At 59.0% G+C, this 25,126-nt stretch carries 22 protein-coding genes; 8 read left to right on the top strand and 14 right to left on the bottom strand.

The genetic code is table 11. The features are described 5' to 3' along the window. The first annotated feature begins 76 nt into the window (after positions 1-76). From ACE3PR_RS12015 to ACE3PR_RS12005, 3 genes are all read left to right on the top strand, one after another. Complete coding sequence (locus ACE3PR_RS12015) at positions 77-490, top strand: tetratricopeptide repeat protein (RefSeq protein WP_374372089.1); 414 nt, start codon at positions 77-79, stop codon at positions 488-490. Next, positions 487-1,194, top strand: a complete 708-nt coding sequence (locus ACE3PR_RS12010; protein WP_374372086.1) for a hypothetical protein — start codon at positions 487-489, stop codon at positions 1,192-1,194. The genes ACE3PR_RS12015 and ACE3PR_RS12010 overlap by 4 nt, the downstream gene beginning before the upstream one ends. Positions 1,195-1,321: 127 nt before the next feature. Next, positions 1,322-3,721 (top strand): DUF1989 domain-containing protein, encoded by a 2,400-nt coding sequence (locus ACE3PR_RS12005; RefSeq protein ID WP_374372083.1) that lies wholly within the window; start codon positions 1,322-1,324, stop codon positions 3,719-3,721. Between the two features lie 30 nt (positions 3,722-3,751). Here the strand turns inward: ACE3PR_RS12005 and ACE3PR_RS12000 are convergent, their stop codons facing one another. The 8 genes from ACE3PR_RS12000 to ACE3PR_RS11965 form a co-directional block, all read right to left on the bottom strand. Further along, entirely contained in the window at positions 3,752-4,465 is a 714-nt protein-coding gene (locus ACE3PR_RS12000; protein ID WP_374372080.1) for a methyl-accepting chemotaxis protein, read from the bottom strand. Between the two features lie 193 nt (positions 4,466-4,658). Continuing rightward, positions 4,659-6,002, bottom strand: a complete 1,344-nt coding sequence (locus ACE3PR_RS11995; RefSeq protein ID WP_374372077.1) for an NAD(P)-binding domain-containing protein — start codon at positions 6,000-6,002, stop codon at positions 4,659-4,661. A gap of 165 nt (positions 6,003-6,167) precedes the next feature. Next, on the bottom strand, positions 6,168-7,889 hold the full coding sequence (locus tag ACE3PR_RS11990) for an APC family permease (RefSeq protein WP_374372074.1): 1,722 nt from the start codon (positions 7,887-7,889) through the stop codon (positions 6,168-6,170). 290 nt (positions 7,890-8,179) lie between these two features. Then, complete coding sequence (locus ACE3PR_RS11985; protein ID WP_374372071.1) at positions 8,180-9,193, bottom strand: DUF3445 domain-containing protein; 1,014 nt, start codon at positions 9,191-9,193, stop codon at positions 8,180-8,182. Positions 9,194-9,242: 49 nt separating this feature from the next. Further along, entirely contained in the window at positions 9,243-10,208 is a 966-nt protein-coding gene (locus tag ACE3PR_RS11980; protein ID WP_374372068.1) for a 2Fe-2S iron-sulfur cluster-binding protein, read from the bottom strand. After that, positions 10,205-10,798 carry a dimethylamine monooxygenase subunit DmmA family protein gene (locus tag ACE3PR_RS11975; protein ID WP_374372065.1) on the bottom strand — a complete coding sequence of 198 codons (594 nt, stop codon included), beginning with the start codon at positions 10,796-10,798 and terminating at the stop codon, positions 10,205-10,207. The genes ACE3PR_RS11980 and ACE3PR_RS11975 overlap by 4 nt, the downstream gene beginning before the upstream one ends. 129 nt (positions 10,799-10,927) lie before the next feature. After that, a complete protein-coding gene (locus ACE3PR_RS11970; RefSeq protein ID WP_374372061.1) occupies positions 10,928-12,073 on the bottom strand; it encodes an aminomethyltransferase family protein in 1,146 nt (381 codons plus the stop codon). 321 nt (positions 12,074-12,394) lie between these two features. Next, a complete protein-coding gene (locus ACE3PR_RS11965; RefSeq protein WP_374372058.1) occupies positions 12,395-13,735 on the bottom strand; it encodes an NAD(P)/FAD-dependent oxidoreductase in 1,341 nt (446 codons plus the stop codon). Positions 13,736-13,903: 168 nt separating this feature from the next. Between ACE3PR_RS11965 and ACE3PR_RS11960 the strand changes: the two genes are divergently transcribed. Continuing rightward, complete coding sequence (locus ACE3PR_RS11960) at positions 13,904-14,239, top strand: hypothetical protein (RefSeq protein ID WP_374372056.1); 336 nt, start codon at positions 13,904-13,906, stop codon at positions 14,237-14,239. On the opposite strand, the gene ACE3PR_RS11955 is transcribed toward ACE3PR_RS11960, so the two are convergent. The 4 genes from ACE3PR_RS11955 to ACE3PR_RS11940 all read right to left on the bottom strand — a co-directional run bounded on the left by ACE3PR_RS11955 (position 14,236) and on the right by ACE3PR_RS11940 (position 18,732). Beyond that, on the bottom strand, positions 14,236-15,831 hold the full coding sequence (locus tag ACE3PR_RS11955) for an alkaline phosphatase (protein WP_374372054.1): 1,596 nt from the start codon (positions 15,829-15,831) through the stop codon (positions 14,236-14,238). The two genes, ACE3PR_RS11960 and ACE3PR_RS11955, sit on opposite strands and share 4 nt — an antisense overlap. Before the next feature lie 190 nt (positions 15,832-16,021). Then, positions 16,022-16,972, bottom strand: a complete 951-nt coding sequence (locus ACE3PR_RS11950) for a GlxA family transcriptional regulator (RefSeq protein WP_374372051.1) — start codon at positions 16,970-16,972, stop codon at positions 16,022-16,024. Positions 16,973-16,984: 12 nt separating this feature from the next. Continuing rightward, positions 16,985-17,512, bottom strand: coding sequence for a glycine cleavage system protein R (locus ACE3PR_RS11945; RefSeq protein ID WP_374372049.1), 528 nt, complete (start codon positions 17,510-17,512; stop codon positions 16,985-16,987). A 44-nt stretch (positions 17,513-17,556) separates the two neighbouring features. Further along, positions 17,557-18,732, bottom strand: a complete 1,176-nt coding sequence (locus ACE3PR_RS11940) for an NAD(P)/FAD-dependent oxidoreductase (protein WP_374372046.1) — start codon at positions 18,730-18,732, stop codon at positions 17,557-17,559. Between the two features lie 238 nt (positions 18,733-18,970). Here ACE3PR_RS11940 and ACE3PR_RS11935 point away from each other — a divergent pair, with 238 nt between their 5' ends. After that, positions 18,971-19,468, top strand: a complete 498-nt coding sequence (locus ACE3PR_RS11935) for a GreA/GreB family elongation factor (RefSeq protein ID WP_374372044.1) — start codon at positions 18,971-18,973, stop codon at positions 19,466-19,468. 131 nt (positions 19,469-19,599) lie between these two features. Here the strand turns inward: ACE3PR_RS11935 and ACE3PR_RS11930 are convergent, their stop codons facing one another. Together ACE3PR_RS11930 and ACE3PR_RS11925 are read right to left on the bottom strand one after the other, a co-directional pair. Continuing rightward, complete coding sequence (locus ACE3PR_RS11930; RefSeq protein WP_374372042.1) at positions 19,600-19,965, bottom strand: cold-shock protein; 366 nt, start codon at positions 19,963-19,965, stop codon at positions 19,600-19,602. Between the two features lie 176 nt (positions 19,966-20,141). Then, on the bottom strand, positions 20,142-21,119 hold the full coding sequence (locus ACE3PR_RS11925; protein WP_374372039.1) for a fatty acid desaturase: 978 nt from the start codon (positions 21,117-21,119) through the stop codon (positions 20,142-20,144). Positions 21,120-21,257: 138 nt separating this feature from the next. Between ACE3PR_RS11925 and ACE3PR_RS11920 the strand changes: the two genes are divergently transcribed. The 3 genes from ACE3PR_RS11920 to ACE3PR_RS11910 all read left to right on the top strand — a co-directional run bounded on the left by ACE3PR_RS11920 (position 21,258) and on the right by ACE3PR_RS11910 (position 25,119). Then, positions 21,258-21,620 (top strand): hypothetical protein, encoded by a 363-nt coding sequence (locus tag ACE3PR_RS11920; protein WP_374372037.1) that lies wholly within the window; start codon positions 21,258-21,260, stop codon positions 21,618-21,620. 85 nt (positions 21,621-21,705) lie between these two features. Further along, the gene (locus ACE3PR_RS11915; protein WP_374372035.1) at positions 21,706-22,542 is read left to right on the top strand and encodes an alpha/beta hydrolase; all 837 of its coding nucleotides are present in this window, start codon (positions 21,706-21,708) and stop codon (positions 22,540-22,542) included. A 195-nt stretch (positions 22,543-22,737) separates the two neighbouring features. Beyond that, entirely contained in the window at positions 22,738-25,119 is a 2,382-nt protein-coding gene (locus tag ACE3PR_RS11910) for an adenosylcobalamin-dependent ribonucleoside-diphosphate reductase (RefSeq protein WP_374372033.1), read from the top strand. Positions 25,120-25,126: the final 7 nt, after the last annotated feature.

Here is a 25,126-nt window from a genome sequence, read left to right as displayed (position 1 = left end):
CGACCAGTCGGATCCGCGGCTTCCACCCCTATTCGAGCGGTTGCAGCAGAGTCAGCACCCTATGGAAGCGCGATTGATGGAATTCATGATCTGGAAAATCTGGGGGGAGAGCGGCATTCCGCAAGTAGATGCCCTGGTGACGGAAGGCGAGGCCGCCATGGGGGCGGATGATTTTGAAACGGCGGAGCAGCGCTTCGACGCGGCTATTCAAGAACGGCCGGACTTTGCAGAAGCGTGGAACAAGCGGGCGACCTTGCATTATCTCGCGGGGCAGTATCAGAAATCCCTCGATGATATTCAGAAAGTTCTGGAGCTGGAGCCACGTCATTTCGGCGCCTTGTCTGGCCTGGGTCTGGTCAATCTGGCTCTGTCGCGTGATGCCGCGGCGCGTGACGCGTTTGAGCGGGTCTTAGTGCTCTATCCGGCGAACCAGGCCGCCCGGTTCAACCTGCAGGAAATTGAAAAAAGGCTTCGGGAGAACGAGATTTGACAGTTTTCCGTGGTTTTATGGCGGGTGCAGGCATTGCGCTTGTGGCGTTGCTGGCGCCCTTGTCAGCCAAAGCGGATAGCTGTGGCCAGGCATTGGCGCAGCCCGATGTCGACGTGCGCCTCGAGATGAAACCGGTCACGCATGATTTCAGCGTTGGTCTCAAGACGATTGGTTCCGATCCAGCCTTTCAACCACAATCCATGTCGGAAAATACCGGTCATACAATCGGCCTCACCAAGCTCGATGTTTCCACCCATGCGCGCTTGGTTTCGTCGGGCGAGCCACGCTCGGAAGGCGGATATTGCTGGTCAGTAAAGACGCTGGAGTTCAACGTCGTAGCGATAACGACCGTCTACGTTGCCAAGGAAATCCCCCGTGATTCCTGTCTCTGGCGCGAGGTGATGAGCCACGAGAACCTGCATGTCGAACTGGATCAGCGCCTTTTCGCCCGTTTTGCCGATTATGTGCGTCCGAAAATTCTGCAATCGATGACGCGGACCGTGGCGGCGGCCAGCGACAATGAGGCCAACGCCGTGTTCGAGAAGCGGATCGTCGACGCGGTCTCTGGTGCCATCGATGGGTTTCGATCCAACCGAAATGCACGCCAGGCAGCCATTGACAGCCCCGAGGAATATGCCCGTTTCAACCGCGTTTGCGGCGATGCAGAACTCTCCGCGATTCTCACGCGTGCCGGTGTAATGTAGTCAGCCATGGACCCGGCAGACGAGAATCCGCGTGTTGCCGTCGATTGAGCGCTTGAGGACAAATTCGGCTGCGTTCTAAGATGTTCCAGACTCGGAATGCGCCTGCCTGATCGCCTGAAGGAAGCTCATGAATATCGCGAGTGCCGTGCCGCCTCTGCCGCGCCCCAGGGTGATTGAACCCGGCCTCAGACCATCGAATCCGCTGTTGGAACGCTACCGGGTGCCCGGCCTTGGATCCCTGGTCGTCAGCCTGCGGGCGGGTGACCGCCTGGAGATCACGGATCGCGAAGGACGGCAGGCCTGCGAGGTTGCCGCTTTCACCGTGATCAGCCCTGGCGAGGGCGGCGTCGCACGACCGGACCTGGCAGCCTTGGGCTTGCGGGCAGCGACGCCTTCGGCAGCGATCGGCCGATTGTTGCGTGGCGAGATGATGGCGAGTGCGGATCTGCCCGAACAGGCGGAGCAGATGTATCGGCAGCTACGCCGCTGGCATTTGCCGGAGGATGTCGAGAAGGTCGCCCGGCCGCTTGATGGCGATAGCCGGCCCGGCGACACGGTGAGTTGCGTTGCCGAGCGCGATACGATTGTTGTCATTCATGCGCCGGGCAGCGACATGCCGCCCGGCGACCAATCTCCGGCGACGGATCTCGGCGTTACGGTTCAGCGCACGGCGGCGTCCGCAACCCTCATGACGGATCTGCCGGAGCCGCTGGGCGAGGTTGTCGCCGAGTTCAGGGTCGATCGCCGCACGGCGCTTTCCTATGAGGTCAAAGAGGGCCAGTACATCCAGATCATCGATGTCGCCGGCCGGCAATGTTCTGATTTCGTCGCGTTCGATGCGCGCCAATTGCAGCTTGGCCGCGAACGCGGCATCGACATGACGACGACACGCACGATGCTGGGAGCGATCTATCCTGGGCCCGGTCTTGCTTCCAAGTTCTTCGACATCGACATGCAAGCCCTGACCGAGGTCGTGCGGGATACCTGCGGTCGCCATGACACGTTCGGCCTCGCTTGCACGGCGCGGTTTTATGAAGATGCCGGCTATCCAGGACATCCCAGTTGTTCGGAGAACTTCAACAATGTGCTGGAAGGCTTTGGCCTCGACCGTCGGCGCGGCTGGCAGGCCGTCAATCTTTTCTACAACACAGGTATCGCGGCGAGTAACGCGATCTTCCTCGACGATCCCTGGTCGCGGCCGGGCGATTACGTGCTGATGAAGGCGTTGAAGGATCTGGTGTGCGGGTCCTCTGCTTGCCCGGACGACATTGATGCCACCAATGCCTGGAATCCGACCGACATTCACGTTCGCATCTACGATGCGAAACACAGTTTCTCAAAAGCCATGGCTTTTCGCATGACCCCTGATGCCGAACCCAGACTGACTCGCGAGACCGGATTTCATGCGCGCACATCAGCGCTTACCCGGAACTTTACCGAATATCGAGGTTTCTGGCTGCCCAGCCGTTTCAACAATGCCGGCCCGGTCGCGGAATACTGGGCCTGCCGCGAAGCAGCGGCGGTGATGGATCTCTCGCCCTTGCGCAAATTCGAGGTCTTGGGCGCGGATGCAGAGGATTTGCTGCAGATCGCCTGCACCCGAAATATCCGCAAGCTTTCGGACGGGCAGGTCGTCTATACGGCGATGTGCTATCCGCATGGCGGCATGGTCGACGACGGCACTGTCTTCCGCCTGGGACCGGATCGCTATCGCTGGATCGGGGGGGAGGAATTCGGCGGCAAGTGGCTGCGCGACCTCGCCGAGCAACGCGGCCTCAAACAAGTCTGGGTGAAATCCGCCACCGATCAATTGCACAATATTGCGCTGCAGGGGCCGAAAAGCCGCGACATCCTGAAGGAGATCATCTGGACGCCGCCGGCTCGGCCGAAGGTCGACGAAATTCAATGGTTCAATTTCACCGTTGGCCGCATCGGCGATTACAACGGCACCGCCGTGGTGGTTTCACGCACTGGCTATTCCGGCGAACTCGGCTATGAAATCTTCTGCCATCCGAAGGATGCCCCGGCGGTCTGGGACGCGGTCTGGGAGGCCGGCAAGCCGCATGGATTGCTCCCGCTCGGCCTGGAGGCACTCGACATGTTGCGCATCGAGGCCGGGTTGGTCTTTGCGAATTACGAGTTCAACGATCAGACCGATCCATTCGAGGCAGGCATCGGCTTTACGGTGGCTCTCAAAGGCAATGAGGAGTTCGTCGGCCGCGAGGCCATCATTCGCCGCAAGGAGAATCCGCGCCAGCAATTGGTCGGCCTGGAAATAGACGCCAAACAGGCGGTCGGTCATGGAGACTGCGTGCATGTCGGCCGCGCCCAGGTGGGCGTCGTCACCAGCAGTTGTATCTCGCCCGGCCTTGGCAAAAACATCGCGCTCTGCCGTATGGATGTCGCCTATGCCGCGATCGATACCGAGGTCGAGGTTGGGAAGATCGACGGTCAGCAGAAGCGGTTACCGGCGAGGGTGGTCAAATTCCCGTTCTATGATCCGGAGAAACTGAAGCCACGGAGCTGAAGCAGGGGAGCTGAAGCCGGTGGTCTGGGCTTAATGCCCGGTCCCCGCCGGGGCGGAGAGCACGTCCTGCAGCTCGTTCATCAGCTTGGTGATTCGTTCGGCTGATGCACCTGACGTGGTGGCGAGAGTCTTGATCTCCTGCGCCACGACGGCGAAGCCGAGGCCCTGTTCACCAGCCCGGGCTGCTTCGATGCGGGCATTCAAGGCCAGCATCTTGAGGGCGCGCAGGACTTCGAGGATGTTGCCTGTATCCTTGATTATATGTTCCGAGATGGCGGCGACACGATCGATGAGATCGCGATTGGCCTGTTCGAGGCGTTTGCGCTCGGCGATGTCGATGACAAACCCTTCGAGGAATTCGAGCTGGCCCGAGGCATCGAAGACACCGCCGCCGATCTCATGGATCCAGATCGGCACGCCTTGGCGCGAAACGATCCGGTAGTCGATGGCCCAGTTACTGCGGGTTTCCAGCGCCTGGCCGACCGCAGTGTCGACCACCGCAACATCGTCTGGATAGGTGATCGTGGCATAACCACGTACACTGTTGCCGATAAAATCGCTGGCCGGATAGCCGCTGATGGTTTGGATGCCATCGCTGATATAGAGCATTGTGTAATTGGGATCGTTGCGGCAGCGATAGAGAAAACCATCCATGCGGCCGGTAATGCTGAGGAGTGCCGCGAGGCGTTCGTCAGTCACGGCATCAAAGCCGCTGGCACTCTCCATCGGGATTTCGTCGATCATGGCTTTTCCTGAATCAATCAGCGTCATGGTCCAGCGCACCGCATGGGAATGGTTGTGACGGGAAAATTAGCCTCGTCTGGTAAACAAATGGTAATCCCGCAGCGCAAACTTTCCTATCAGGACGCGATTATGCCTAGTCATGACACAGGGTCGATCCTGGTCGCAGGAAAGTGTTAATCCCTCGTTTACGATGTCACGTCGATTTCAGATAGCTTTCGAGTGAATCGTCCATGGCCGTCAGCCACGGCGTGTGATGTTTGGGCGACATCGTGCCGGTCATGACCGAGCGATAGGAGTTGTTGCGGAAGCCCATGATGTCTTCCGCCTTGTGATGCTCCCATTCCATGAAGGTCTTGTTGACCGTTTCGATATCGAAGCTGGGGTAATCGGTAAGGTCGATAAGTTCCTTCACGTAATCGCCCTGATACCAGATCATCTGCTCGGCATTCTCGAGCGTCTCCTCGCGCGCGCGCCAAGCCGCGCTGTGCTTCTGCATTTCTGCTTTGGATGGCAGCGGCTGGCGACCGAGGATGACGTCGCGTGAGTACCAGGCTTGGGCATCGAACATGTTGAAGGTATAGAACTGGTCCTGCATGCCGATGTAATGAAGCTTCGGATTGTCTTCCCATACCACGCCGCGATAGAGATCGAGCGGCCACAGGCGGTTCGCGGTCTTCAGGCGCAGGCGATCGTCGATGAATGGGAAATGATGCTGATAGCCCGTACACAGGATGATGGCGTCGATTTCCTTTGACGTTCCGTCCTTGAAGTAGGCGGTCTTGTTCTCAACCCGCTGCAGTAGTGGCTTCTCCTCCCAGTTGCTCGGCCATTTGAAGCCCATGGGCTTTGAGCGATAGGAACTTGTGATCGATTTGGCGCCGTATTTATAGCATTGCGAGCCCACGTCTTCCGCCGAATAGGAGCGGCCGATGATGAGGATGTCCTTGCCCTTGAATTCGACCGCATCACGAAAATCGTGACTGTGCAGGATGCGGCCGTTGAAGGTCCGGAAGCCGGGAAATTCCGGAACGTTCGGCACCGAGAAATGACCGGAAGCAACGATGACGTGGTCGAACGCCTCGCGCGTCACGGTGTCCTTGGCAAGATCATGCGCCTCGACCGTGAACTTCCCGCTCTTGTCGTCATAGGTAATGTGCCGAACCGGTGTCCGGAAGCGAACCCAGTCGCGCACGCCGGCTTTTTCGACGCGGCCCTTGATATAGTCCCAAAGTACCGCGCGCGGCGGATAGGAAGCGATGGGGCGGCCGAAATGTTCCTCGAAGGTGTAGTCGGCAAATTCGAGGCATTCCTTCGGTCCGTTCGACCACAGGTATCGGTACATGCTGCCATGAACCGGCTCGCCATATTCGTCGAGCCCGGTACGCCACGTGTAGTTCCACAGACCGCCCCAATCTTCCTGTTTTTCGAAACAGACCACTTCCGGGATTTCAGCGCCCTTGGCGGCGGCGGATTGAAAGGCTCGGAGAACAGCAGTCCCCGAAGGACCAGCACCGATGACGGCAATTCGCTTCTTCATAGCGGCTCCCTGCAGCAAAACTTGGACTCTTAGGTCGTCGGCACAATTTCAAGGGTGTGACGCTTCGTCGATCAGAACCCTATCAGTCCAGTCTCAAAAGGAAAACTGGGTGTCGATTTCAAAGACGTGGGCGGGGTCACCGACCCCGCCCATAACCATGTTCAGTTATTCGAGTGTGAAGATGGCATTCGAGACAAGAACGACAATCACGCCAGCGCCCAAAGTCAGGTAGGGCAAAACGCCGGCTTTTTTCTCGCCAAGATGTCCGATGTCACGGATGCCAAGGTCCTCCAGCATGCGGTGGGGGAATTTTCCCTTGTCGGTCACATAATGCCGGAACCAGAAAACCGGGATGATGACGGCCGCAAATCCGATGCCGCACCACAGGGCATAAGGGTTCCATATCTTGGCGCCGGCGCCCATGAAGACGGCGTTGACAAAGGCCAGCAGGGTACCAATCGCCAGAACGACAGTCGGTGCCTTGTATGGACGCTTGATGTGACCGTTATCGATGCGGTGTATCCAGCCGGAATTGAGGTTAAGGAAGTTGAAGATGATGTAGCCGCAATTCGACACTGCGAGAATGAAGAAGTACGACGTTGCATCTGTTGCAGCGATCGCGAGCAGAACCAGGTTGACGCCGAGATCTGTCCACATTGCACCGGTCGGCGCACCGTTGTGATTTACGTGACCGAGAAACTTCGGCAACCAGCCATCAACGGAGCCCTGATAGAGGGTCCGCGATGAGCCGGCCATCGCCGTGATGATGATCAGCAGCAGCGATGCGATCATCAGAATGACGAAGATCTTGTTCACGACAGCACCGCCGCCGACCATCATCGCCATGGCATTGGCAACCCCGGAACCGTCGACAATGCCGGTTTCCAACATCCCGTTGAGGCCGAGATAGCCCTGGAAAGTGATGGGGACGAGGATAAACAAGACAAGACAGAGCAGGCCGGAATAGAAAATGGCTTTGAAGGTGTCGGTACCCGGATTCTTGAACTCGCTTGTGTAACAGATGGCGGTTTCAAATCCGTAGGTCGACCACGCAGCAATGAACATGCCGGCAAGTACCAGTGTCCAGCCGGCGACATTCCAAGATCCCGCTTCTGGCGCATAAGGAACGGCAAGAGGCACAAACGGCGAGAAGTTGTCGCTGTTAAAGTTGCCGTTCAGGAACGGCACCACACCGACCACAAACAATGTGATGACGATGACGAGGCCAACCACGGTCTGTACCTTGGCTGTGCCCAGGATGCCGCGGTGCTGAATGGCGAAGGCGATCAGCATCAGAACGGCGCCGATGAAGAAGGTCGTGTTGAAGGAAAGTGTTACGACCGCTTCGGTGAAGGGGATCTGAATGCCGAAAAACAGATCATTGAGCGCGTTGTGAATCGGCATCAATGCGGCCGTCGCGGCGGCTTCATCCATGGTCGTGCCGGCAGCAGCGGCTTCCGCAATTTTAGCGGCAATCGCTTCTGCGGCCGGTGCTTGTTCGACAATGCCGAGAATGTAACCGGCGGCAATAACGCTGCCGAGCGACAGGACGGGCGTCCAGGCATACCAGTTGCACCAGACCGAGAGCGGTGCGATGAACTTGCCGTATTTCAGCCAGGCTGCAGCACCGTAAACCGAGGCCCCGCCGGATTTATTCGGGAAGAGGCCGGCAATTTCGGCATAGGTAAAGGATTGTACAAAGCCCATCAGCATCGAGACAGCCCAGATGGCGAATGCAATGTTGCCAACTGTGCCTGCAATGCCGCCGATCGAGAAAAGGACGAGGGCTGGAACACCGCTCGCCACCCAGAAAGCACCTCGCCAATCAATCGAACGCACCAATTCGCCCTTGACGGGCCCTGACATGGATATCGTTTCCGCAGACATTTACACTTCCCCTCACTAGTAAGTATCAGTTTGCGATGCGGGGGCTTTATCTTTGGCTTTATTCGACTGCCGTGCATCCCCCGTTGCTGCCGGCCGCCGTTGGATCAAGTAACCTCGTTCCCGGTTCTGCAGGGCAGCCGGGCTCTCGTTGCAAATTTGGTATCAACGTGGTCCTTGGCGTTGTTCCCCCTCGCCGATCGGATCACGCAGAAGAATCAACTCCTAACGATCCTGCGTCAATCTGTTCACTCGATCCAGCACATTCAAAGACAGATGAGGCTGCCATGCGGTCATTTCCCGTCGTCATACTTCGACAGAAAGTCAATCAGTGTCGGCCGATAGCGCGTCAGGCCTTTGTAGTCGATGATCTCGGGCGGCAGCGTCTTCAACACGCGATGCAGGCGCTTGGCCCAAGCCGGGATCGTCACCAGTTCGTTGATTTTGATGAGATAGCAGCGGATCGAGAAGACGATGGCATTGGAGCGGGGCAGGCGCCACAGGCCTTGTAACTCGACACGCAAGTGCACCTTGTCGCTGACATTCTCGGGCGTGACCGTGGTCCGGTCGATGCCCCATTTGTGGTAATTCTCGGGGCTGGTATCCAGGCGCGGGTTGATCGTCATGGTCCAGTTCAAGCGCCGCACCGGTCGACCGACCTGAAGGTTGAGCAGGAATTTAAGGGCGCGGTCAAAGATGTTCATGTCATGAGCCAGGGGCACCGGCCCATGCCATTCGAAGAAATTCATGCCGACATCAAAATCGAGCGACCAATCGGCCTGCGTCGAAACGATGCCGGCATCCATCCAGAGGTTACCCTCGCGCTGATCGAGAAGGCAGAAATCGCCCTGGCATTGGCGCGTCACATACTCCATCGGCCCATAGGGCAGGGTAGAAGTGTCTCCGAAGACAAAGTGCTGATCGATGCCGAGCGGCCGATTGATCCAATGCCATTTGTCGCCGTCCTGGGTCAGCGAAAAATGTTCCGGATAATCCCGCGCCATGCTGGTCATCAGCAATTCCAGGAGGTCCCATTCCGCAGTGATCATGTGCGGCAGCGACTGGCAACGCAGTGGGTCTTCTTTCAGGACCAGCGCGCGGTCGCGCATCTCGGAGACATAATGCTCGTCGACATCGATCGGGAACTCGTAGACCGAGCCGATCGGGCCGGCGATATGCGGCTCGATGTTCACCGAATACATGTATTTGTCTTCGGGAAAGGGAAAGGGGAAACGTTCGATGGCGTGGCGGCTGTTCGAGAATGTGAAATCGTCCCGGAACGTTTCGGTCTTGAAATCGATCTTCATCTCAGCTCAATCCTCTCGCGGTTGGGACGGCGTCTTGCGATCGCCGTTCTCAGAGATCCAGCACCAGTTCCCGACCCTTGCTTCGTGATACGCAAATCATGATCTTCTTGCCGCTGGCCTTCTCGTCGGCGGTCAGATAGTGATCGTTATGAACCAGCTCGCCATCGCAGGAGATGACGCCGGTCTCGCATTGGCCGCAGGCGCCGCCGCGACACAGGAAGGAGGCGTCAACACCGGCCGCTTCGATGGCCTCCAGCAGGCTCTCATGCTCGCCCACCTCGATGACCTTGCCAGAACGTTGCAGGCGCGCGATGAAGGGTTGGCCGGGCGGAGGGGCCAGGAAGCGTTCCGAATGCAGATTTTCCTTGGGCCAGCCAGCCGCGCGGGCAGCGCCCAATATGCCGTCGATCATGCCTCCGGGACCACAGACGTAGAGATGTGTTCCCAGGGGCTGGTTCGTCAGAATACCGTCAAGGTCGATACGCTGGCCGGCTGAATCATAGTATATGCGGGTGCTGCCGGCCGCGTTGTTCACCGACAGCCGATTGACATAGGCGCCACGCTCAGGCGCCCGCATCGCATAGTGAAGCTCGAAAGTTGCATGCAATCTGTTCAACTGCTCGATCATCGCGATGAAGGGCGTAATACCGATGCCGCCCGCGAACAGGATATGTTTGCGTGCCCGTGTGTCGATGGGGAACAGATTGACCGGGCCGGCAACTGTCAGAATGTCGCCGACCTTGACGCGTTCATGCATGAACGCCGAGCCGCCACGTGAATCCACTGTCCGCAGAACGGAAATTTCGTATCCCTTGTGATCATTGAGCGAGCCCATGAGCGAATAGGGGTTGCGAATGCGGCGCTTGTCATCCTGCATCGAGACGACGATGTGTGAGCCGGCGGAGAAAGCCGGCAGGTCTTCGCCATCTGTGCGTTCAAAGCGAAAATGCTTGATGCTGTCGGCGACCGTTTCGGCGGCCGTGACGCGCACCTGAAATTCCGTGCCGCCACTCATTTGAATATCTCCTCGGCCTGCGGAATTTCATGCGGCGCCTCGGCATTGGCCGAAACCCCCATGAAGGCTCCGAGGCGGCGGGAGAAATGATCGCGCACCAGCAGGTGGACGCCGCAATGCTGACATTGAACGAAATTGGTCGTGACGTTCTCTGTCATGCCCTTGCAATGCACGCATTGAACCCGCCGCGCCAGCGAGCCGCGGTGCTCCGTCAGGACGGAATGGAAGTCGATGCCGTGATCGAGAGCCAGTTGCATGGCCTGGCCGATGAAGCCCTCGGTGCCGGCGACATAGAGGCGCGTCGTCATCTTGGCCGTGACGAGATAACCCTTGAGGCGGATCAGTAGAGTAGGGATGGACGGAAATACGTCACAGCTATCCGCGCCCAGAGCTTTTAGCGCCGCGGCGTTTCCGGCATTGCCGACATAAAGTAGCGTAGCGCAAGCAAGCGCCCCGGCCGGGGCATCACGGAACATATCCAGGGCAGCCTCGGCCCCTTGACCTTCCAGTGCGACGAGATGATGCCTGGCGCAAGCGTCCAGTTTCAATCCGGTATAGACCGGCCTGCTTTTTATACCCTCAACGAGCATACGCGACCCTCATCTGAGAACAGGCGCGCGACCGGGCTGCCGACGTCGGATAAGCCTAGTCCGCTTGACAAAAGTTTGCGCGCGGGAGGGGGTGAAATCACGTCTATCACTCCCTCCTCGCAGGCGTTCTCAGCCCACCGCCGTTCGCTTGGTCTTCTTCGGATCATCAAAGGGCAGTGTATGGGCGATGGCGCCGCCATTGACCGTCTTGCCGCGCACCTCAAGCTTCTGCCCGTGTGTCGCAAAGGGCGTATCGACGCGTGCAATCGCCATCGATTTTTTGGTCAGCTTGGAATACATGGCGCAGGTAATGACACCCACTTTCTTCCCGTTGGCATAGAGCTCGTCGCCCGCATCGGCCGGTTTGTCGCCGTCGATCAGCACACCGAAAATCTTGAAGCGCTCCTGCCCCTTTAGCTTGTAGTGCTGCTCGGCGCCGCGGAAGCCCACTTTGTTCGGGCTGACGGTGAAGTCCAGACCCAACTCCCACAGGGTGTCGCCAGGACCTTGGTCCGGGAACGGATACATCTGCGAATTGTCATAGGGGTAGAAGATCAGTTGGCTCTCGACCCGCAGCATGTCCAGCACGGTAAAGCAGCAGGGAATGATACCCAGTGGCTTGCCTTCCGAAACAATCGTATCCCAGATCAGCGGGGCGTCGTCGCCCTTGCAGAAAATCTCGTATCCGCGCTCGCCGGTATAACCGGTCCGCGAAATCATCACCGGGCGGCCGAACAAAGTCGTCTGCATATGGTGGAAGTATTTGAGGTCGCGAATACCCGGTACGTGCTTGCTCAAATAATCGACCGCAACCGGCCCCTGCAGTGACAGGTCGTGAAGATCGTCATCGAAAAGCACCGCGACATTGCGGCCGTAAGCCGCCTTGGTCAGTTCTTCGTGACCGGAACCGCTGCCATGAACGACCATCCACGAATTCGGCCCGGTGCGATAGAGAATACAATCGTCGGTGAAGTAGCCGGCGTCGTTCAACATGCAGGCATAGACCGATTTCCCGGGATAGATTTTGGTGACGTCGCGGGTCGTCGCCTGGTGCAGAACGGCGTGGGAATGGGGGCCGACCAGATGGACCTTCTTCAGGCCCGAAACATCCATGATGCCGGCCTTGGTGCGGACGGCGATGTGTTCGTCGTAGATGTCCTTGGCATAGGTCCAGGCCGTCCCCATGCCACTCCAGTCTTCAAGCTTTGAGCCGAGTGCGATATGGCGGTCGGCCAGAACGGATTTTCTCCACGATAACGTCAACTTAGCCCCCATCGTTTATATGTTTATGTGCGGATGCTAACGCGCTCTCCTGTCGTGAACAATGGTTTCCTTATAGGAAATAAAATTGTGCTCACATTTCGACATGATGGGGTCGATGCAGCGCCAATTGGTCGCCTGGCGGCGATTTCACAGATCGGAAAGCGCCGCATGCGCATCTGGGCCGGCCGGCCGATGGGGCCGCCCATAAAAAAAAGACCGGCGGCAAAGCTGTGGAGTCAGCTTCGCCGCCGTCTCTATCCCGTTGTTCGGGTGTCGTCTTTCGCCGGTCGGCACAAGCCGGCGCGGAGTCTGGAGCAATATCCTGGGTGAATCTCAGCTCCAGGGAAAGGGCGAGTTGGAGGTCGGGTGCAGCTTGCCCTCCGCGAAGCGCGAGAAGCGGAACGGGCGGAGCAATTCATCTCCCATCCCGCAGATGTCATCGGCCACCAGCTTGCCCACGCCGATCATCTTATAGCCGTGATTTGAATCGGCGATGATGTAGACGTTCTCGGCGAACTTATCGAAAACGGGGAAACTGTCGGCGGTGAAGCAACCGATGCCGCCCGAGGGTTCCTTCTTATACTTCGGCATCGTGCCCATGAATCGCTTCTGGCAGAAGGCGAGGGCCGAGACCCACATATGGGCGAAGTCATCGCCGACGATGAATTCTGGGCTTTCCGGGCCATAAGGGTCGACGCGCACCTTGTCGATCGCGGTTGGCACCTTGAAGGGCATCGCACCGCCCTGGACGCCACCGAAATGGAAATCGGGCTTGTAATAGATACCCCAGAGCTTGTCGGTGATAAGTGAACCGTCCTCGTCCGAATAGAGCGGGGCATCGGTGTCGACATGAATGACCGGTGGCATCTTGCCGTCATTGGTCTTTTGCAAATCCGGATCGACGCCGAGCGTGCCTTCCTGCAGCGACCAATAAACCCACATCGGCACGTTTTCATGCATCTTGCCGTCTTTGCCTTTGATTGAAATGGCGTCGGGCAGGTCCAGCATTTTCCAGACCGAGCGTACCCAGGGGCCGAGGCCGGCGATCACAAAATCGCACTTGATCTCGCCTTGGTTGGTTTCAACGGCCGTGACGGCGCCCTTGGCGTCGCGCTTCAGGCCCTTCACCTCGATGCCCGTGACGATGCGGACACCTTCGGCCTCGGCTTTCTTGGCGAGGCCGTACATCGCGGCGGTGTTGTTGGCATATCCACCCTTCTTCTCATGAAGGACAGAGGTGATGCCCTTGGCCTGCCAATCGTCGAAGATGCCCTTCATATAGGCCATGCAGTCCTTTTCGCCCTCGACGAAAGTGGAAGTGTAGCCGATCTCCTTCTGCTGTGCGTAGATCGAGGCCACATCTTGGTGCATGATCTCGGGGCTGATCTGCATGTAGCCGATGGAGTGATACGAGAAGGTTTCCGGATCGCTCTCCCAGACACTCACCGAATGCGCCATCAGGCGTCGCATGGCCGGTTGGAAATAGTTGTTGCGCACGACACCGCAGGCAATGCCGGAGGCGCCCGCCGCGATGCTGGTCTTGTCGATGATGAGGACGTCCTTGCCCGAACCCTTGCCGGTCTTGCGCAAATTCTCGGCCAGGTGCCAGGCCGAGGACAGGCCGTGAATGCCGGCGCCGATGACGATGTATTTGACATGTGCGGGAAGAGCCATTGCGGGACGCTCCGAAAAAGCGGTTGAATCACGCCGTCACTCTGCGTCCGCGCGATGTGGCGGGATATAGCATAATCGTCATTCGACGCTGCATTTTCGACGTCCCTCAGGCTGGGCTGGTTCCGAGGAATCGGCTACCTTCGACCGATTGAAGGGGGGGCCGATACGATGATCGATGAAAAACCGGAGCGCCCGATATTGGCCGGCTGGATCGCTACGTGGGGAAAGCGGAATCTGGCCTATACGGTCTTTGTCATCCTGTTGATTCCACTTGCAAACCTTCTAGAAGCGAGCGGCCCTAAAGGGCCGGATGCCGGGGGTGGCATCATGCTGGGGCTGATCGTTTGGGGCCTCGTGTCGCTGGTATTCTTCCTCGTCAATGCGATCCTTCTCATCATCGCCTTGGTGAAGGAAAGAAGTGCGATGAAGCCCTTCATCGCCTGTCTGCTGCCGGGCATAGTGATCGCTGCAACTTTGATAGCCGAAGAACTCTGGCGACCCTAGACGGCGACGGCGCCATTGCGACCGTCTTCGATCGCGAAGCTCGCAAGTGTATTGCGATGGGTCGCATCGTCGGTGACGTCGCCGATCGTGCGGAAATGAGTCAGCATCCGGTCTCCGGCGATTTCGACCAAGGCGTAGCCACGATGGCGGCTCTCGGCAAAGTGTATGTGCGGATGACGCGCCACCTGATCCTGCAACTGATCTTGCGGCGGGCCATCGGAGGTCACGGAACTCACCACAAATTCGGTCGCGATGGTCTCGTCGCTTTTGCTGGAATCGGACCTGCGTAGATCGTTATGCCAGAAGGAATGGATGTCGCCGCTGAAGACCACGGGGTTGCGAACTGTCTGATCGTGCATGGTACTCAGCAAGCGGTCGCGCGCCATCGGATATCCGTCCCAGGCATCGGTCCAGGCCGTGACGCGCCCGTTGAGATCACGGCTGCCAAGCGGTGCCATAATCACATTCTGAGCCAGGATGTTCCACCGGGCCGGCGAGTGCGTCAGATTGCCAGCCAACCATCGTTCCTGATCAGCTCCCAGCATCGAGCGGGAAGGGTCGAGTAGTTCGGCGCAGGTGTCGCTCTCGACCAGATGCCCGCCGCCGCGATCCGGCATCCCATAGCAGGCACCCCGATCGCGATATTGTCGGCCATCAAGCAGCGAGATGCGTGCGAGGTCGCCGTAAGTTACACAGTCATGGATACGCAGATGATCGCCGGATGGCTGCCATCGCAGTGGCATATGCTCGTAGAAGGCCTGATAGGCCGCCCGCCGCCGCGCCACGAATTCGGCATGGGGCGTAAAGCTCTCCGACCAATCACCGGCATAATCGTTCTCGACCTCGTGATCGTCCCATGTCGCCAGTGTCATCGTCGTCGCGTGCAGGCGCTGCAAATCCGGATCGAGGCGATATTGCGCATAACGTCGGCGATATCCATCGAGGTCGATGGGTACAGCTTCGTCGCTGTGACGCCGAATGACGGATCGATATTGCTCGACCTGTTCGTAAATATAGTCACCCAGGAAGAGTGTCATGTCTGGCTGTTCATCGGCCAGGTGCCGGTAGGCTGCGAAATAGCCGCGCTCGTAATTCGCGCAACATGCCATACCGAGACGGAGACCGGTCGCCGGCCGACCGGCAGCGGGCAACGTGATCGCCCGGCCGACCGGACTCTCCGCATCGCCGAGATGAAAGCGATACCAGTACTCCCGTGCCGGCTGCAGTCCAGCGACGTTCAGGTGGATCGAAAAGCCATAGCGCGGATCGGCAAGTGTCACGCCGGCGGCAACGACGCGGCGCATCTCTGGCTCCAGTGCGATTTCGTAATCGACCGCGATCCCATGCCCATGATCTTTTAATGGGATACCGCCGGGACTCACTGGATCTGTTGCCAGAGGATCCAGGGCCAGCCGTGTCCATAAGACAAAGCCATCAGGGCCAGGTGCGCCGGCGGCGACGCCCAGGCAAAATGGATTCTGGGTGAGGGGAAACGGGCTGCGGCTGATCCGCTGCAGATAATGCGGCGCGAAATTCGCCAGACCGCTGCTGGAGACCGTAAAGCCGGCGAGGGTCGCGCCGCCCAGCAGCATGAAGCGCCGCCGAGACGTTAGGAGCCGTTTGCGGTCTCGCGCAGGGCCGTCGCGCCGATAATCTGTCACATCCGAAATCCAATATGACGCTTCCTGGAATCAGGATAGGTCGGATGCGTGACGGCTCGATGCCGTGCGCGAGTCAGGAGCGCGACATAAAAATGGCGAACAGATGACGCTTGATTACCGGTTAGGCGCGGTCTTCGTTCGGCAGGCGGCCGAAACGCCCGCGATAGAGTTTGGCAAAATGCGAGGCGGAGCCGAAGCCGCAGGTGAGCGCTATCTCGGTAACGGGCATGCTGGTCTGTGACAGCAACCGGCGCGCCTGGTCGAGGCGGAGATCGCGATGATAGGCAATGGGTGTGCGTCCCAAGTGACCCTGGAATTGCCGTTCCATCTGCCGCTGCGATATTCCGAGATCGCGAGCAAGATCGGCTGGCGAAATAGGGCGGTCGAGCGTCTCTTCCATGCGTTTGACCGCCGCGAGGAGCAGCGGTTTGGCCGTACCGAGGCGATGCATGAGATCACCGCGCTGATGCTCGGCCGAACTGCGCGCCCGGGTATGGACGAATTGTTCACTGACGGCCTTTGAGAAAGCGACGCTGTGGTGGTCGGCGATCAGGCGCAGCATCAGGTCGAGAGCGGCGATCGATCCGGCCGAGGTCACGATACCGCGATCGATCACGTAAAGATCGTCAGTGACATTGAGATTGGGGTAGAGCTCGGCCAATGCACCGTGATAATCCCAGTGTACCGTACAGCGGTGATCGTCCAGCAAACCTGCCCGTGCGAGGACGAATGTTCCTGTTGACACCGCGCCGATAGTCTTCCCCAGGCGTTGGTGACGCCGGAGCCAATTCAGCACACCGGGATGACGGTAGAGCTCGGGATGAAAGCCGGCGCAGATCATGGCCAGGTCGAAAGCGGTGTCCCGTGTGGTCGCGATGGCAGCGGTCGCGAGATCAATTCCGGCGCTCGACATGATCGGGCCGCCTTCGCCCGAGAGCAGGGACCATTCATAGAGTTTGCGGCCCGACAGCCGATTGGCGATGCGCAGCGGCTCGATCACCATTGAAAAGGAAGCGAGTGCGAAATCGGGAACGAGCGTTATACCGATATGCCGTGTCGCCGCTCCGTTCATGGCGAACCTGGCTTAGCGCGCCTGCTGCCACTGGCATTTGAGGTTGAGTTGCGACGCGGTATTGGCAATCGTCGCCATGCAGCTGGCTTCCTTGGCGGGCGGCACGGAAAGGGCCATGCGTAGCAGGAAGCGTGCCCCGGATTCCGATGGAATGGATTCCGAATTGAGGCGCACGATGTTGGCACCGAATTTCGGCAAAGCTTCCGACAAGCGTGCGATCAATCCGGGACTGTCGTCGCCGGTGATCTCGACACGATGCGTGATATGAGCCTGCTCGTCATGGGTTTCGCGATAGGCGAAGGGGGAGACAGTGAGTTTCGCATCCTTGAGCTGCTTCAGCGACTTCAATTCCTGTTCGATGTCACCAAAACCGACACCAGCCGGAAGCTTCGCGACCAATGTAAATTCAGCGCCGCCACCAAGCACGGCAAAGGTCGTGTCGCCCAGATTCACGCCGAGATCAAACAAGCGGCCGGTGACCTCGGCAATCAATCCCGGATGATCCTCGCAGATGATGGAAACGAGAGCGGTGTTGTTCATATGCGCTACTCCTGGGCCGGTGGGATGGCAGCCGGTACGACGGTTTAGACCACGTTCACTTCTTTCAGGGCCGCGCCCGTGGCCAACCGATCATAGCCGAAGCGCCGCAGATCCAGCGTGCGATACTGACCAAAGGTAACCAACTCGCTCAAGGCCCGCCCGATGGCCGGGGATTGTTGCAAACCATGGCCCGAAAAACCGTTCGCCAGCAACAGATTGTCGAAGCCAGGAGCAAACCCGACGATGACGTTCTGATCGAACGCATTGTAATCGTAATGGCCCGCCCAGGCGCGCACCAGTTTGATGGCTTCGAAAGCCGGCACGCGATGCGCTAGGGTCGGCCAGATCAGTTCCTCGAACAGGCGGTAATCGAGTTCGAAATCCTCATTGTCGGGATCGTCATGCTCTTCCGGAGAAACGCCGGCGATGAATTGCGGCCCCTCCGGCCGGAACCAGACTCCGGTAGGATCGATGGTGAGCGGCACCCGCTCAATTTCGTCTCGGCAATCGAAGACGTAGATAAAGCGCTTGCGCGGAAAGACCGGCAAATCAATCCCGGCCATGGCGGCGATGGTGCGCCCCTTGATGCCGGCGGCATTGATAACATGGCCGCAGGCAATGGATTCGCCTGACGCCAGCGCCACACCCGTCACATGATGGCCCTCCTGAACGATGCCGGTGACAGTGTCGTTAAGATAGGTGACGCCCTGTGACCGGGCCTTGCGCTTGAAGGCTTGGAGCAGGCTATAGGGATCGGTCCAGCCTTCATTGACCGGCCCGAAACTGCCGCCCGCCAGATCGGCCGTGTTGAGCCAGGGGAAGTTATCCTGCAATTCGGGCGGATTGAGTAATTGCGTGGCCGCCCCAAGTTCATGCTGCAGGCGCTGATTGGTGAGCAAGGTCTTCAAGCCGGCGCCGGTTGCCAGAAACAGATAGCCCTGTTCGCGAAACTCGATGCCGGCACCTTCATTGCCGACGCTCAGATATTCATCCGCTGATTTGATGAAGGCGGCGCCAAAGGCCGAGATGAGGACGTTTTCCGCAGTGGAAAATTGCAGGCGGACCCCGCCGGCCGAGCGAGGCGTGGCCGCTTCGGCATAGGTGGGATCTTTCTCAATGACCGCCACTGATCCCTTAAAATCGCTATTTGCGCTGAGGAAATAGGCGGCGGAGGAGCCAATCACGCCTCCTCCGACAATGACGACGTCAAACCGCTGCATGTCTCTGATCACATCTCTTGAATTCGGTCGGGAGCTTCCCGGCGGGGCATCTTATAAGCGCGCGGCGCGCGGCGGTCCATACTGACGCGGAAATCTGAACTTCGCCAAGTAACCCCTAACGCATTGCTCGCAATCGCTAAGTTCTGGTCAAATCAGAGTTTTTCCACAACGAAGATGTACATTAGTCCTTGACGTGGGCGGGGATCGACCTAGCTTTGTTGGAGAGAGGTGAAAAGTCATGAGTCGAGCCTTCGTCAAAGAGAGCGACGATCAAGCCACTGAACTGCCGGAGCGCCCGCAGAGTCCCTATCCCAATATGGTGACGCCGCAGGGACTAGTTCTGCTGCGCCAGCAGGAAGCAGAACTGGAAGCGCAGAAGAAGGCGATCACCGCTGAGGAGGATTTGCTCGACAAGGAGCAATTGCTCGTGGTGGAGAGAGACCTCCGCTATGTGCAGGACCGCATTGCCAAGGCCGTGGTTGTGGATCTGGCCGCGCAACCGCGCGACAGCGTGGACTTTGGCGCAATCGTTGACACGATCGATGAAAACGACACCAAGCACCATTTCCAGATCGTCGGCGAAGACGAAGCGGATCCCAGCCGCGGCAAGATCTCCTGGGTCTCGCCTTTCGCTCTTGCGCTAAAAGACGCCAAGGTAGGCGATGTCGTGATCTGGAAACGACCGATCGGCGACCTCGAGCTGGAAGTCAGCGCGATCAACTATCCCAATGAGTGATGAAGTAGGGGCGCCAGCAAGGTTTCTCTAGCCCGCAAGAAACTCTCGCCGATCTCATATCTGAAATCGTCCGCAAAAAGACCTGGGTGCCCGGCCGCCTTACGGCGACCGGAGAGCAAGGACCAGTCGTCTCAATCGTCGTGGTACTGACGCGGAGAGCGGCCATAGCCACCGCCGCCACCACCACCGAAATCGCGACGCGGGCCGCCGCCGCCAGCACCGAAGGGGCGCTTCGGACGGGAAGGAGCCGCCGTCGACGTGTCGAGATTGACGACACGCAGAACCTGGATACCTTTGCGACCTTGGCCGACCTCACAAGTGATGGTCGAGCCTTCGGGCGCATCCTGCAAACCGGCATCCTTCAACGCCGAGATATGCAGGAAGACATCGGATGAGCCGTCAGCCGGTGTAACGAAGCCGAAGCCCTTTTCCGGATTGAACCATTTGATCTTCCCCTTGAGCTCGCTGCCGCCGGAGAACTGGTCGTGGTCAGACATGAGTGCGCTCTTGAAAATCAGGACGATTTGGCCGGCCCGCACACAACCAATCATCCCCCGCACGACCATTTACCCGGGCATCGCTGGGGTGGACGACATGTCGCATTGCAAAGCCGCGATCAGAATGGGGTGCGGCAAATTGAAATGCAAGACGGTTATACGCTTTCCACCATTTCTTATGGGGAATTCTCAACCGCGCCGCGCGATGGGCGCGGCGCGACGGCCATCGGTCCGGACGCCTGCCGTGCGATACCACGCATGAAGGATCCGTCGTAGGTGTCCTGATCTGCTGCAAAAAAACTAGGCAATTGCCACCACGGAACGTTTACCCGCCGGTGATGAACCCGGTGCATGTTCATATTAAGGAACAACGCCTGAAGCGGTCTGGGCAAGCGCAGGTTATAGGCAAATTCCACATGATCCAGAGGTGTTCTGAAATGATAGACATTGTCCACCACCGAGATCAGCAGGCCCCGCGCAAAGATAAAGGCCGCAAAGGCCGGCCAATAGGGACCCCAGAATATTCCCGCCGCCAGGAGCAGGAGCCAGGCGGCGAGCGCGTCCTGCCGGATGTCGGCAACGCCCTTGGGGCTGGCCAGCGTCTGGTCGGCGATTTGCCGCAATTGCGGCATTGGAGCATCGTCGCCTCCATAGAGACGCAGCACAATCCGGCGGATGGTGGGGCGCGGTAGCAGATAGAGGAGGGGGGTGACGATCTCGGCCAAATAGAGACCGCCCAGGATCTCGGTATAGAAACGCAGCCGCGCTTTGGCCGCGCTGGTCCGGGTGGGATCGAAACAATCCGGACGATCCAAGGCATGCCGGTTGAAGCGATGGTGCATCAGGTGACCGAACCGCAACAGCCGGAACGAGGACCCCCACAGAATTGCCAGAAAGCGACCAGCCCGCCGGTTCGCATCGGCCGATGCCAGCAACTGGCCATGCATGGCCTCGTGCAAGGTCGCCCAATAACCGTTGGCGACCAGGGCAATCGGCAGCAATGCCCAGGCCCAGGCCGGCCCCTCCCAGCGAACCAGGGCGGGCAGCACAAAATAGGCGGCAAGTGCCGATCCGACATGGCCCAGGAGCAGTCCTGCGTTGATCCAGCGGATCGCAGTTCCTGGCGGCGATGAATCGAGCGTCGTTTCTGTCATCCGCCTTTCATGGCGCAAGCTCGAAATCGGGGCAATTTCTTTTCGTGCCCTGATTCCCGCCACAGGCTTGCTTCGCCCCTGCGACACGTTCAGTCTTCAGCGATGGTGGTTCTTTCCAGGCAATCCCTCGGCAGGCGCGTGATCAACCTGATCGCCCCAGTCATGATCTGGGCCGGCCTCGGCGCTGGGGCGCTGGCGGCCGGAGCGGACCCGGCCGGGATTGGGTTGCAGCAGGTGCATTATGATATTGCCGTCGCCGATTATTGCGGGTTGATCGACCAGCCCGTCGCGATCGGCTATTTCTTGCTTCACCACGACCTGCTGGCGCGGGGAAATGTGGCACCCGAAGATGATCAGGCTGCGAGATTGGCGGCCATCGCAGCCGCGGATCTCGAATATTTTGACCGGGGCTTGTCGGGTCAAAAGAACTGGTGCCGGACGGAGGGGGCTGCTGCTGTCGGTCGCTTCACCTCCTATTTTCAGCGCCGGCAACTGCCGTAAATTCTATTTTTAAATATCAGCCAGTTATATCGTAATTCTAATGTATCTTCGTAGGGCTTGATCGGGTGCGTTGGGGATGAAGGCAATGATAATCGGACTTATCGGGGGACTCCTAGCGGCCTATCTCGCGGCACTTCTCCTGCTGGTGATAGGGCAACGGAAGATCATCTTTCGGCCCGATCCGACGCAGGTGGATCTGTCCCAATTCTTCGCCCCGGCCGGTATGACGGATATCGCCCTGACAACGTCGGATGGCCTGGTGGTGCATTCCTGGTACCTGCCGCCCGAGCGTGCTGACGGGCGCGTCGTTGCTTATTTCCATGGCAATGCGGGGCATCGCGGCAATCGGGTGTCTCGCATTCTGCCCTATGCGGCCCAAGGATACGGGGTCCTGCTGGTCGGCTATCGAGGCTACGGTGGCAATCCGGGTGTCCCGACAGAGGCCGGGTTGTACACCGATGCAAGGGCTGCGCTCGATTTTCTAAAAAATCAGCATGTTAATGAGAAACAGTTAATCTTCTTTGGTGAGTCCCTCGGCGCCGCGATCGCGGCCCAAATGGCGATAGAGCAGCCGGCCGCGGCGCTGATCCTGGAGGCTCCCTTTGCCTCGATCACGCGATCGGCCCGTCTGCGCTATCCGTTTCTGGTCTTTGACGCCCTTGTCAGCGACAAGTTTGACACCCTCTCCAAGATTGATCGGATAGAGAAGCCGCTTCTGGTCATTCATGGAGAACTCGATCGGACCACGCCAGCGATGTTCGGGCGCATGCTGTTCGATGCCGCCCGCGAGCCAAAACAGGCTCTGTTTCCCGCCGAAGCGGGGCATAACGACCTCATGCAACACGGCATGCCGGAGCGCGTTCTGACCTTTATCGACGAGGTGGCGGAGCCAGCGAACCGGCGCCGTGCGGGGAACGAGTGAACAACTTTATCCACAGGCTGTGTGTTTTGTGGACAAATTGAAAAATCAGTATATTAGCGGTTGTTTCCAATCGATATTTTGAGCTGCAAATGTATAGGCTTGTGGAAACAAATAATGAACGCGAGCGTTGACGCTCCGCCGCCAAAAATGCTTAACTAAGTGCCCCTTTTGAGTGCGTAGCTAAGGACGTTTTTGATGGCACAGGTCGCCGCGATTTCCCAACAGATCTGGGATATGAAATACCGGCTGAAGGCGCTGGATGGCGCTCCTGTGGACAAGACCATCGAGGATAGCTGGCGGCGCGTGGCCGATGCACTGGCCGAGGCCGAGGCGCCGGCAGACCGTGCCCGCTGGTCGGCTCAATTCTATGATGCCCTGGCGGATTTCAAGTTCCTGCCCGCCGGCCGTATCCTGGCCGGTGCCGGCGCCAAGCGGACCGTGACCCTGTTCAATTGTTTCGTCATGGGAACCGTGCCGGACGACATGGGGGGGATTTTCACCCATCTCCGTGAGGCGGCCCTGACCATGCAGCAGGGGGGCGGGATCGGCTACGACTTCTCGACCCTGCGGCCGAAGGGCGCCCCCGTGAAGGGTGTCGGCGCCGATGCCTCGGGCCCGCTTTCCTTCATGGATGTCTGGGATGCGATGTGCCGGACCATCATGTCGGCGGGCCACCGGCGCGGTGCCATGATGGCAACTTTACGCTGCGATCATCCTGATATTGAAGCTTTTATTGATGCCAAGCAAACCGCTGGCCGGCTCCGCATGTTTAACCTCTCGGTGCTGGTGACCGATGCATTTATGGCGGCGGTGAAGGCCGATGAGCCTTGGGAACTGAAGTTCCGCGGTACGACCTTCCGCGTCGTCCAGGCTCGGGAGCTCTGGGAGCGCATCATGCGGGCGACCTATGCCTATGCCGAGCCCGGCGTGATCTTCATCGATCGCATCAATAAGAAAAACAATCTCCATTACTGCGAGACGATCAGTGCGACCAATCCCTGCGGCGAGCAGCCGCTGCCACCTTATGGCGCCTGCTTGCTGGGATCGATCAATCTCACCACGCTGATTGCCGACCCCTTCACCGCTCAGGCGAAGATGGATATCGCGGCACTTGACCGGTTGGTCAGAATGGCTGTGCGGATGATGGACAATACCATCGACGTCTCCAACTTCCCGCTGGAGGCGCAGCAGGCCGAGGCGAAGGCCAAGCGTCGGATCGGCCTCGGGGTGACCGGCCTGGCTGACGCCCTCATCATGTGCGAGGCGCGCTATGGCGGGCCGAAGGCTATCAAGCTGACCGAGGAATGGCTGGCGGCGATCGCCCGGGCGGCCTATCTGGCCTCGACCGATCTCGCCGCCGAGAAGGGTGCCTTCCCGCTCTTCGACCGAGACGCCTTTCTCGCCTCCGAGACGGTGAAGACCCTGGATGCCGACGTCCAGGCGGCGATTGCCAAGCATGGTATCCGCAATGCCCTGCTGACCTCGATTGCGCCCACCGGCACCATTTCGCTCTTTGCGGACAATGTCTCCTCGGGGCTGGAGCCGGTCTTCAGCTTCAAATACACCCGTCACGTCCTGATGCCGGACGGCACCCGCCAGGCCGAGGAGGTAACCGATTTTGCCTATCGGCTGTTCCACCGTCTCCACGGCGAGAACGCGCCCCTGCCGGATTACTTCGTCGACGCCCAGTCGCTTTCGCCCCACGACCATGTGGTGATGCAGGCGACGGTCCAGAAATACATCGACAGCTCGATCTCCAAGACGATCAACTGTCCGGTCGATCTTAACTTCGAGGAGTTCAAGAACGTCTATCTCGAGGCCTATGAACTGGGCTGCAAGGGCTGCACCACCTACCGGCCGAACGACGTTACCGGCTCGGTCCTCGAGGTGAAGCCCAAAGAGGCGCCAAAGCCACAGGTGGAATTGCCGCTCCTGGCCACCCGTAACAGTCAGCAATCGGATGCCGTGCGCCTAGATGGTCCCAAGCCCCAGGACGTCTATGAGGCGGGTGGCGTCGTCTACATGACTCAGCCGCTCGACCGGCCGGAAGCCCTGCCAGGTGCCACCTACAAGGTGCGCTGGCCGGAAAGCGACCACGCCATCTACATCACCATCAACGACGTGATTCAGGACGGCCGGCGCCGTCCCTTCGAAGTCTTCATCAATTCGAAGAACATGGAGCATTACGCCTGGACGGTCGGCCTCACCCGCATGATCTCGGCCGTGTTCCGCCGCGGTGGTGACATCTCCTTCGTGGTCGAGGAATTGAAGGCCGTGTTCGATCCCCGCGGCGGTTCCTGGGTGGGGGGGCGCTATGTGCCCTCGCTCCTGGCGGCCATCGGCGAAGTGATCGAGCGGCACCTGATCGCCATCGGCTTCATGCCGGATCCGGCCCAGGAACGCGCCGATGTCGAACGCATGGTTGCCCGCAAGGTTGCCAACCTTGCCGACGGGCAGGGCAATGGCGATGCCGGCGGTCGCAAGCTGCCGCATTGCCCCAAATGCAACTCGCCCTCGCTCATTCGCCAGGAAGGCTGCGATCTCTGCACCTCCTGCGGCTACAGCAAGTGCGGGTGAGATAAGG

The sequence above is a fragment of the Dongia sp. genome (assembly GCF_041909655.1).
In the GTDB taxonomy this organism is placed as follows: Bacteria; Pseudomonadota; Alphaproteobacteria; order Dongiales; family Dongiaceae; genus Dongia.
This window is presented reverse-complemented; position numbering and strand designations above follow the sequence as displayed.

Bases quoted from the DNA above. Each gene is read 5' to 3' on its own strand.
- ACE3PR_RS12015 (WP_374372089.1), top strand. From the start codon at position 77: ATGGAATTCATGATCTGGAAAATCTGGGGGGAGAGCGGCATTCCGCAA.
- ACE3PR_RS12005 (WP_374372083.1), top strand. From the start codon at position 1,322: ATGAATATCGCGAGTGCCGTGCCGCCTCTGCCGCGCCCCAGGGTGATT.
- ACE3PR_RS12000 (WP_374372080.1), bottom strand. From the start codon at position 4,465: ATGATCGACGAAATCCCGATGGAGAGTGCCAGCGGCTTTGATGCCGTG.
- ACE3PR_RS11995 (WP_374372077.1), bottom strand. From the start codon at position 6,002: ATGAAGAAGCGAATTGCCGTCATCGGTGCTGGTCCTTCGGGGACTGCT.
- ACE3PR_RS11990 (WP_374372074.1), bottom strand. From the start codon at position 7,889: ATGTCTGCGGAAACGATATCCATGTCAGGGCCCGTCAAGGGCGAATTG.
- ACE3PR_RS11985 (WP_374372071.1), bottom strand. From the start codon at position 9,193: ATGAAGATCGATTTCAAGACCGAAACGTTCCGGGACGATTTCACATTC.
- ACE3PR_RS11980 (WP_374372068.1), bottom strand. From the start codon at position 10,208: ATGAGTGGCGGCACGGAATTTCAGGTGCGCGTCACGGCCGCCGAAACG.
- ACE3PR_RS11975 (WP_374372065.1), bottom strand. From the start codon at position 10,798: ATGCTCGTTGAGGGTATAAAAAGCAGGCCGGTCTATACCGGATTGAAA.
- ACE3PR_RS11970 (WP_374372061.1), bottom strand. From the start codon at position 12,073: ATGGGGGCTAAGTTGACGTTATCGTGGAGAAAATCCGTTCTGGCCGAC.
- ACE3PR_RS11965 (WP_374372058.1), bottom strand. From the start codon at position 13,735: ATGGCTCTTCCCGCACATGTCAAATACATCGTCATCGGCGCCGGCATT.
- ACE3PR_RS11960 (WP_374372056.1), top strand. From the start codon at position 13,904: ATGATCGATGAAAAACCGGAGCGCCCGATATTGGCCGGCTGGATCGCT.
- ACE3PR_RS11955 (WP_374372054.1), bottom strand. From the start codon at position 15,831: ATGCTGCTGGGCGGCGCGACCCTCGCCGGCTTTACGGTCTCCAGCAGC.
- ACE3PR_RS11950 (WP_374372051.1), bottom strand. From the start codon at position 16,972: ATGAACGGAGCGGCGACACGGCATATCGGTATAACGCTCGTTCCCGAT.
- ACE3PR_RS11945 (WP_374372049.1), bottom strand. From the start codon at position 17,512: ATGAACAACACCGCTCTCGTTTCCATCATCTGCGAGGATCATCCGGGA.
- ACE3PR_RS11940 (WP_374372046.1), bottom strand. From the start codon at position 18,732: ATGCAGCGGTTTGACGTCGTCATTGTCGGAGGAGGCGTGATTGGCTCC.
- ACE3PR_RS11935 (WP_374372044.1), top strand. From the start codon at position 18,971: ATGAGTCGAGCCTTCGTCAAAGAGAGCGACGATCAAGCCACTGAACTG.
- ACE3PR_RS11930 (WP_374372042.1), bottom strand. From the start codon at position 19,965: ATGTCTGACCACGACCAGTTCTCCGGCGGCAGCGAGCTCAAGGGGAAG.
- ACE3PR_RS11925 (WP_374372039.1), bottom strand. From the start codon at position 21,119: ATGACAGAAACGACGCTCGATTCATCGCCGCCAGGAACTGCGATCCGC.
- ACE3PR_RS11915 (WP_374372035.1), top strand. From the start codon at position 21,706: ATGATAATCGGACTTATCGGGGGACTCCTAGCGGCCTATCTCGCGGCA.
- ACE3PR_RS11910 (WP_374372033.1), top strand. From the start codon at position 22,738: ATGGCACAGGTCGCCGCGATTTCCCAACAGATCTGGGATATGAAATAC.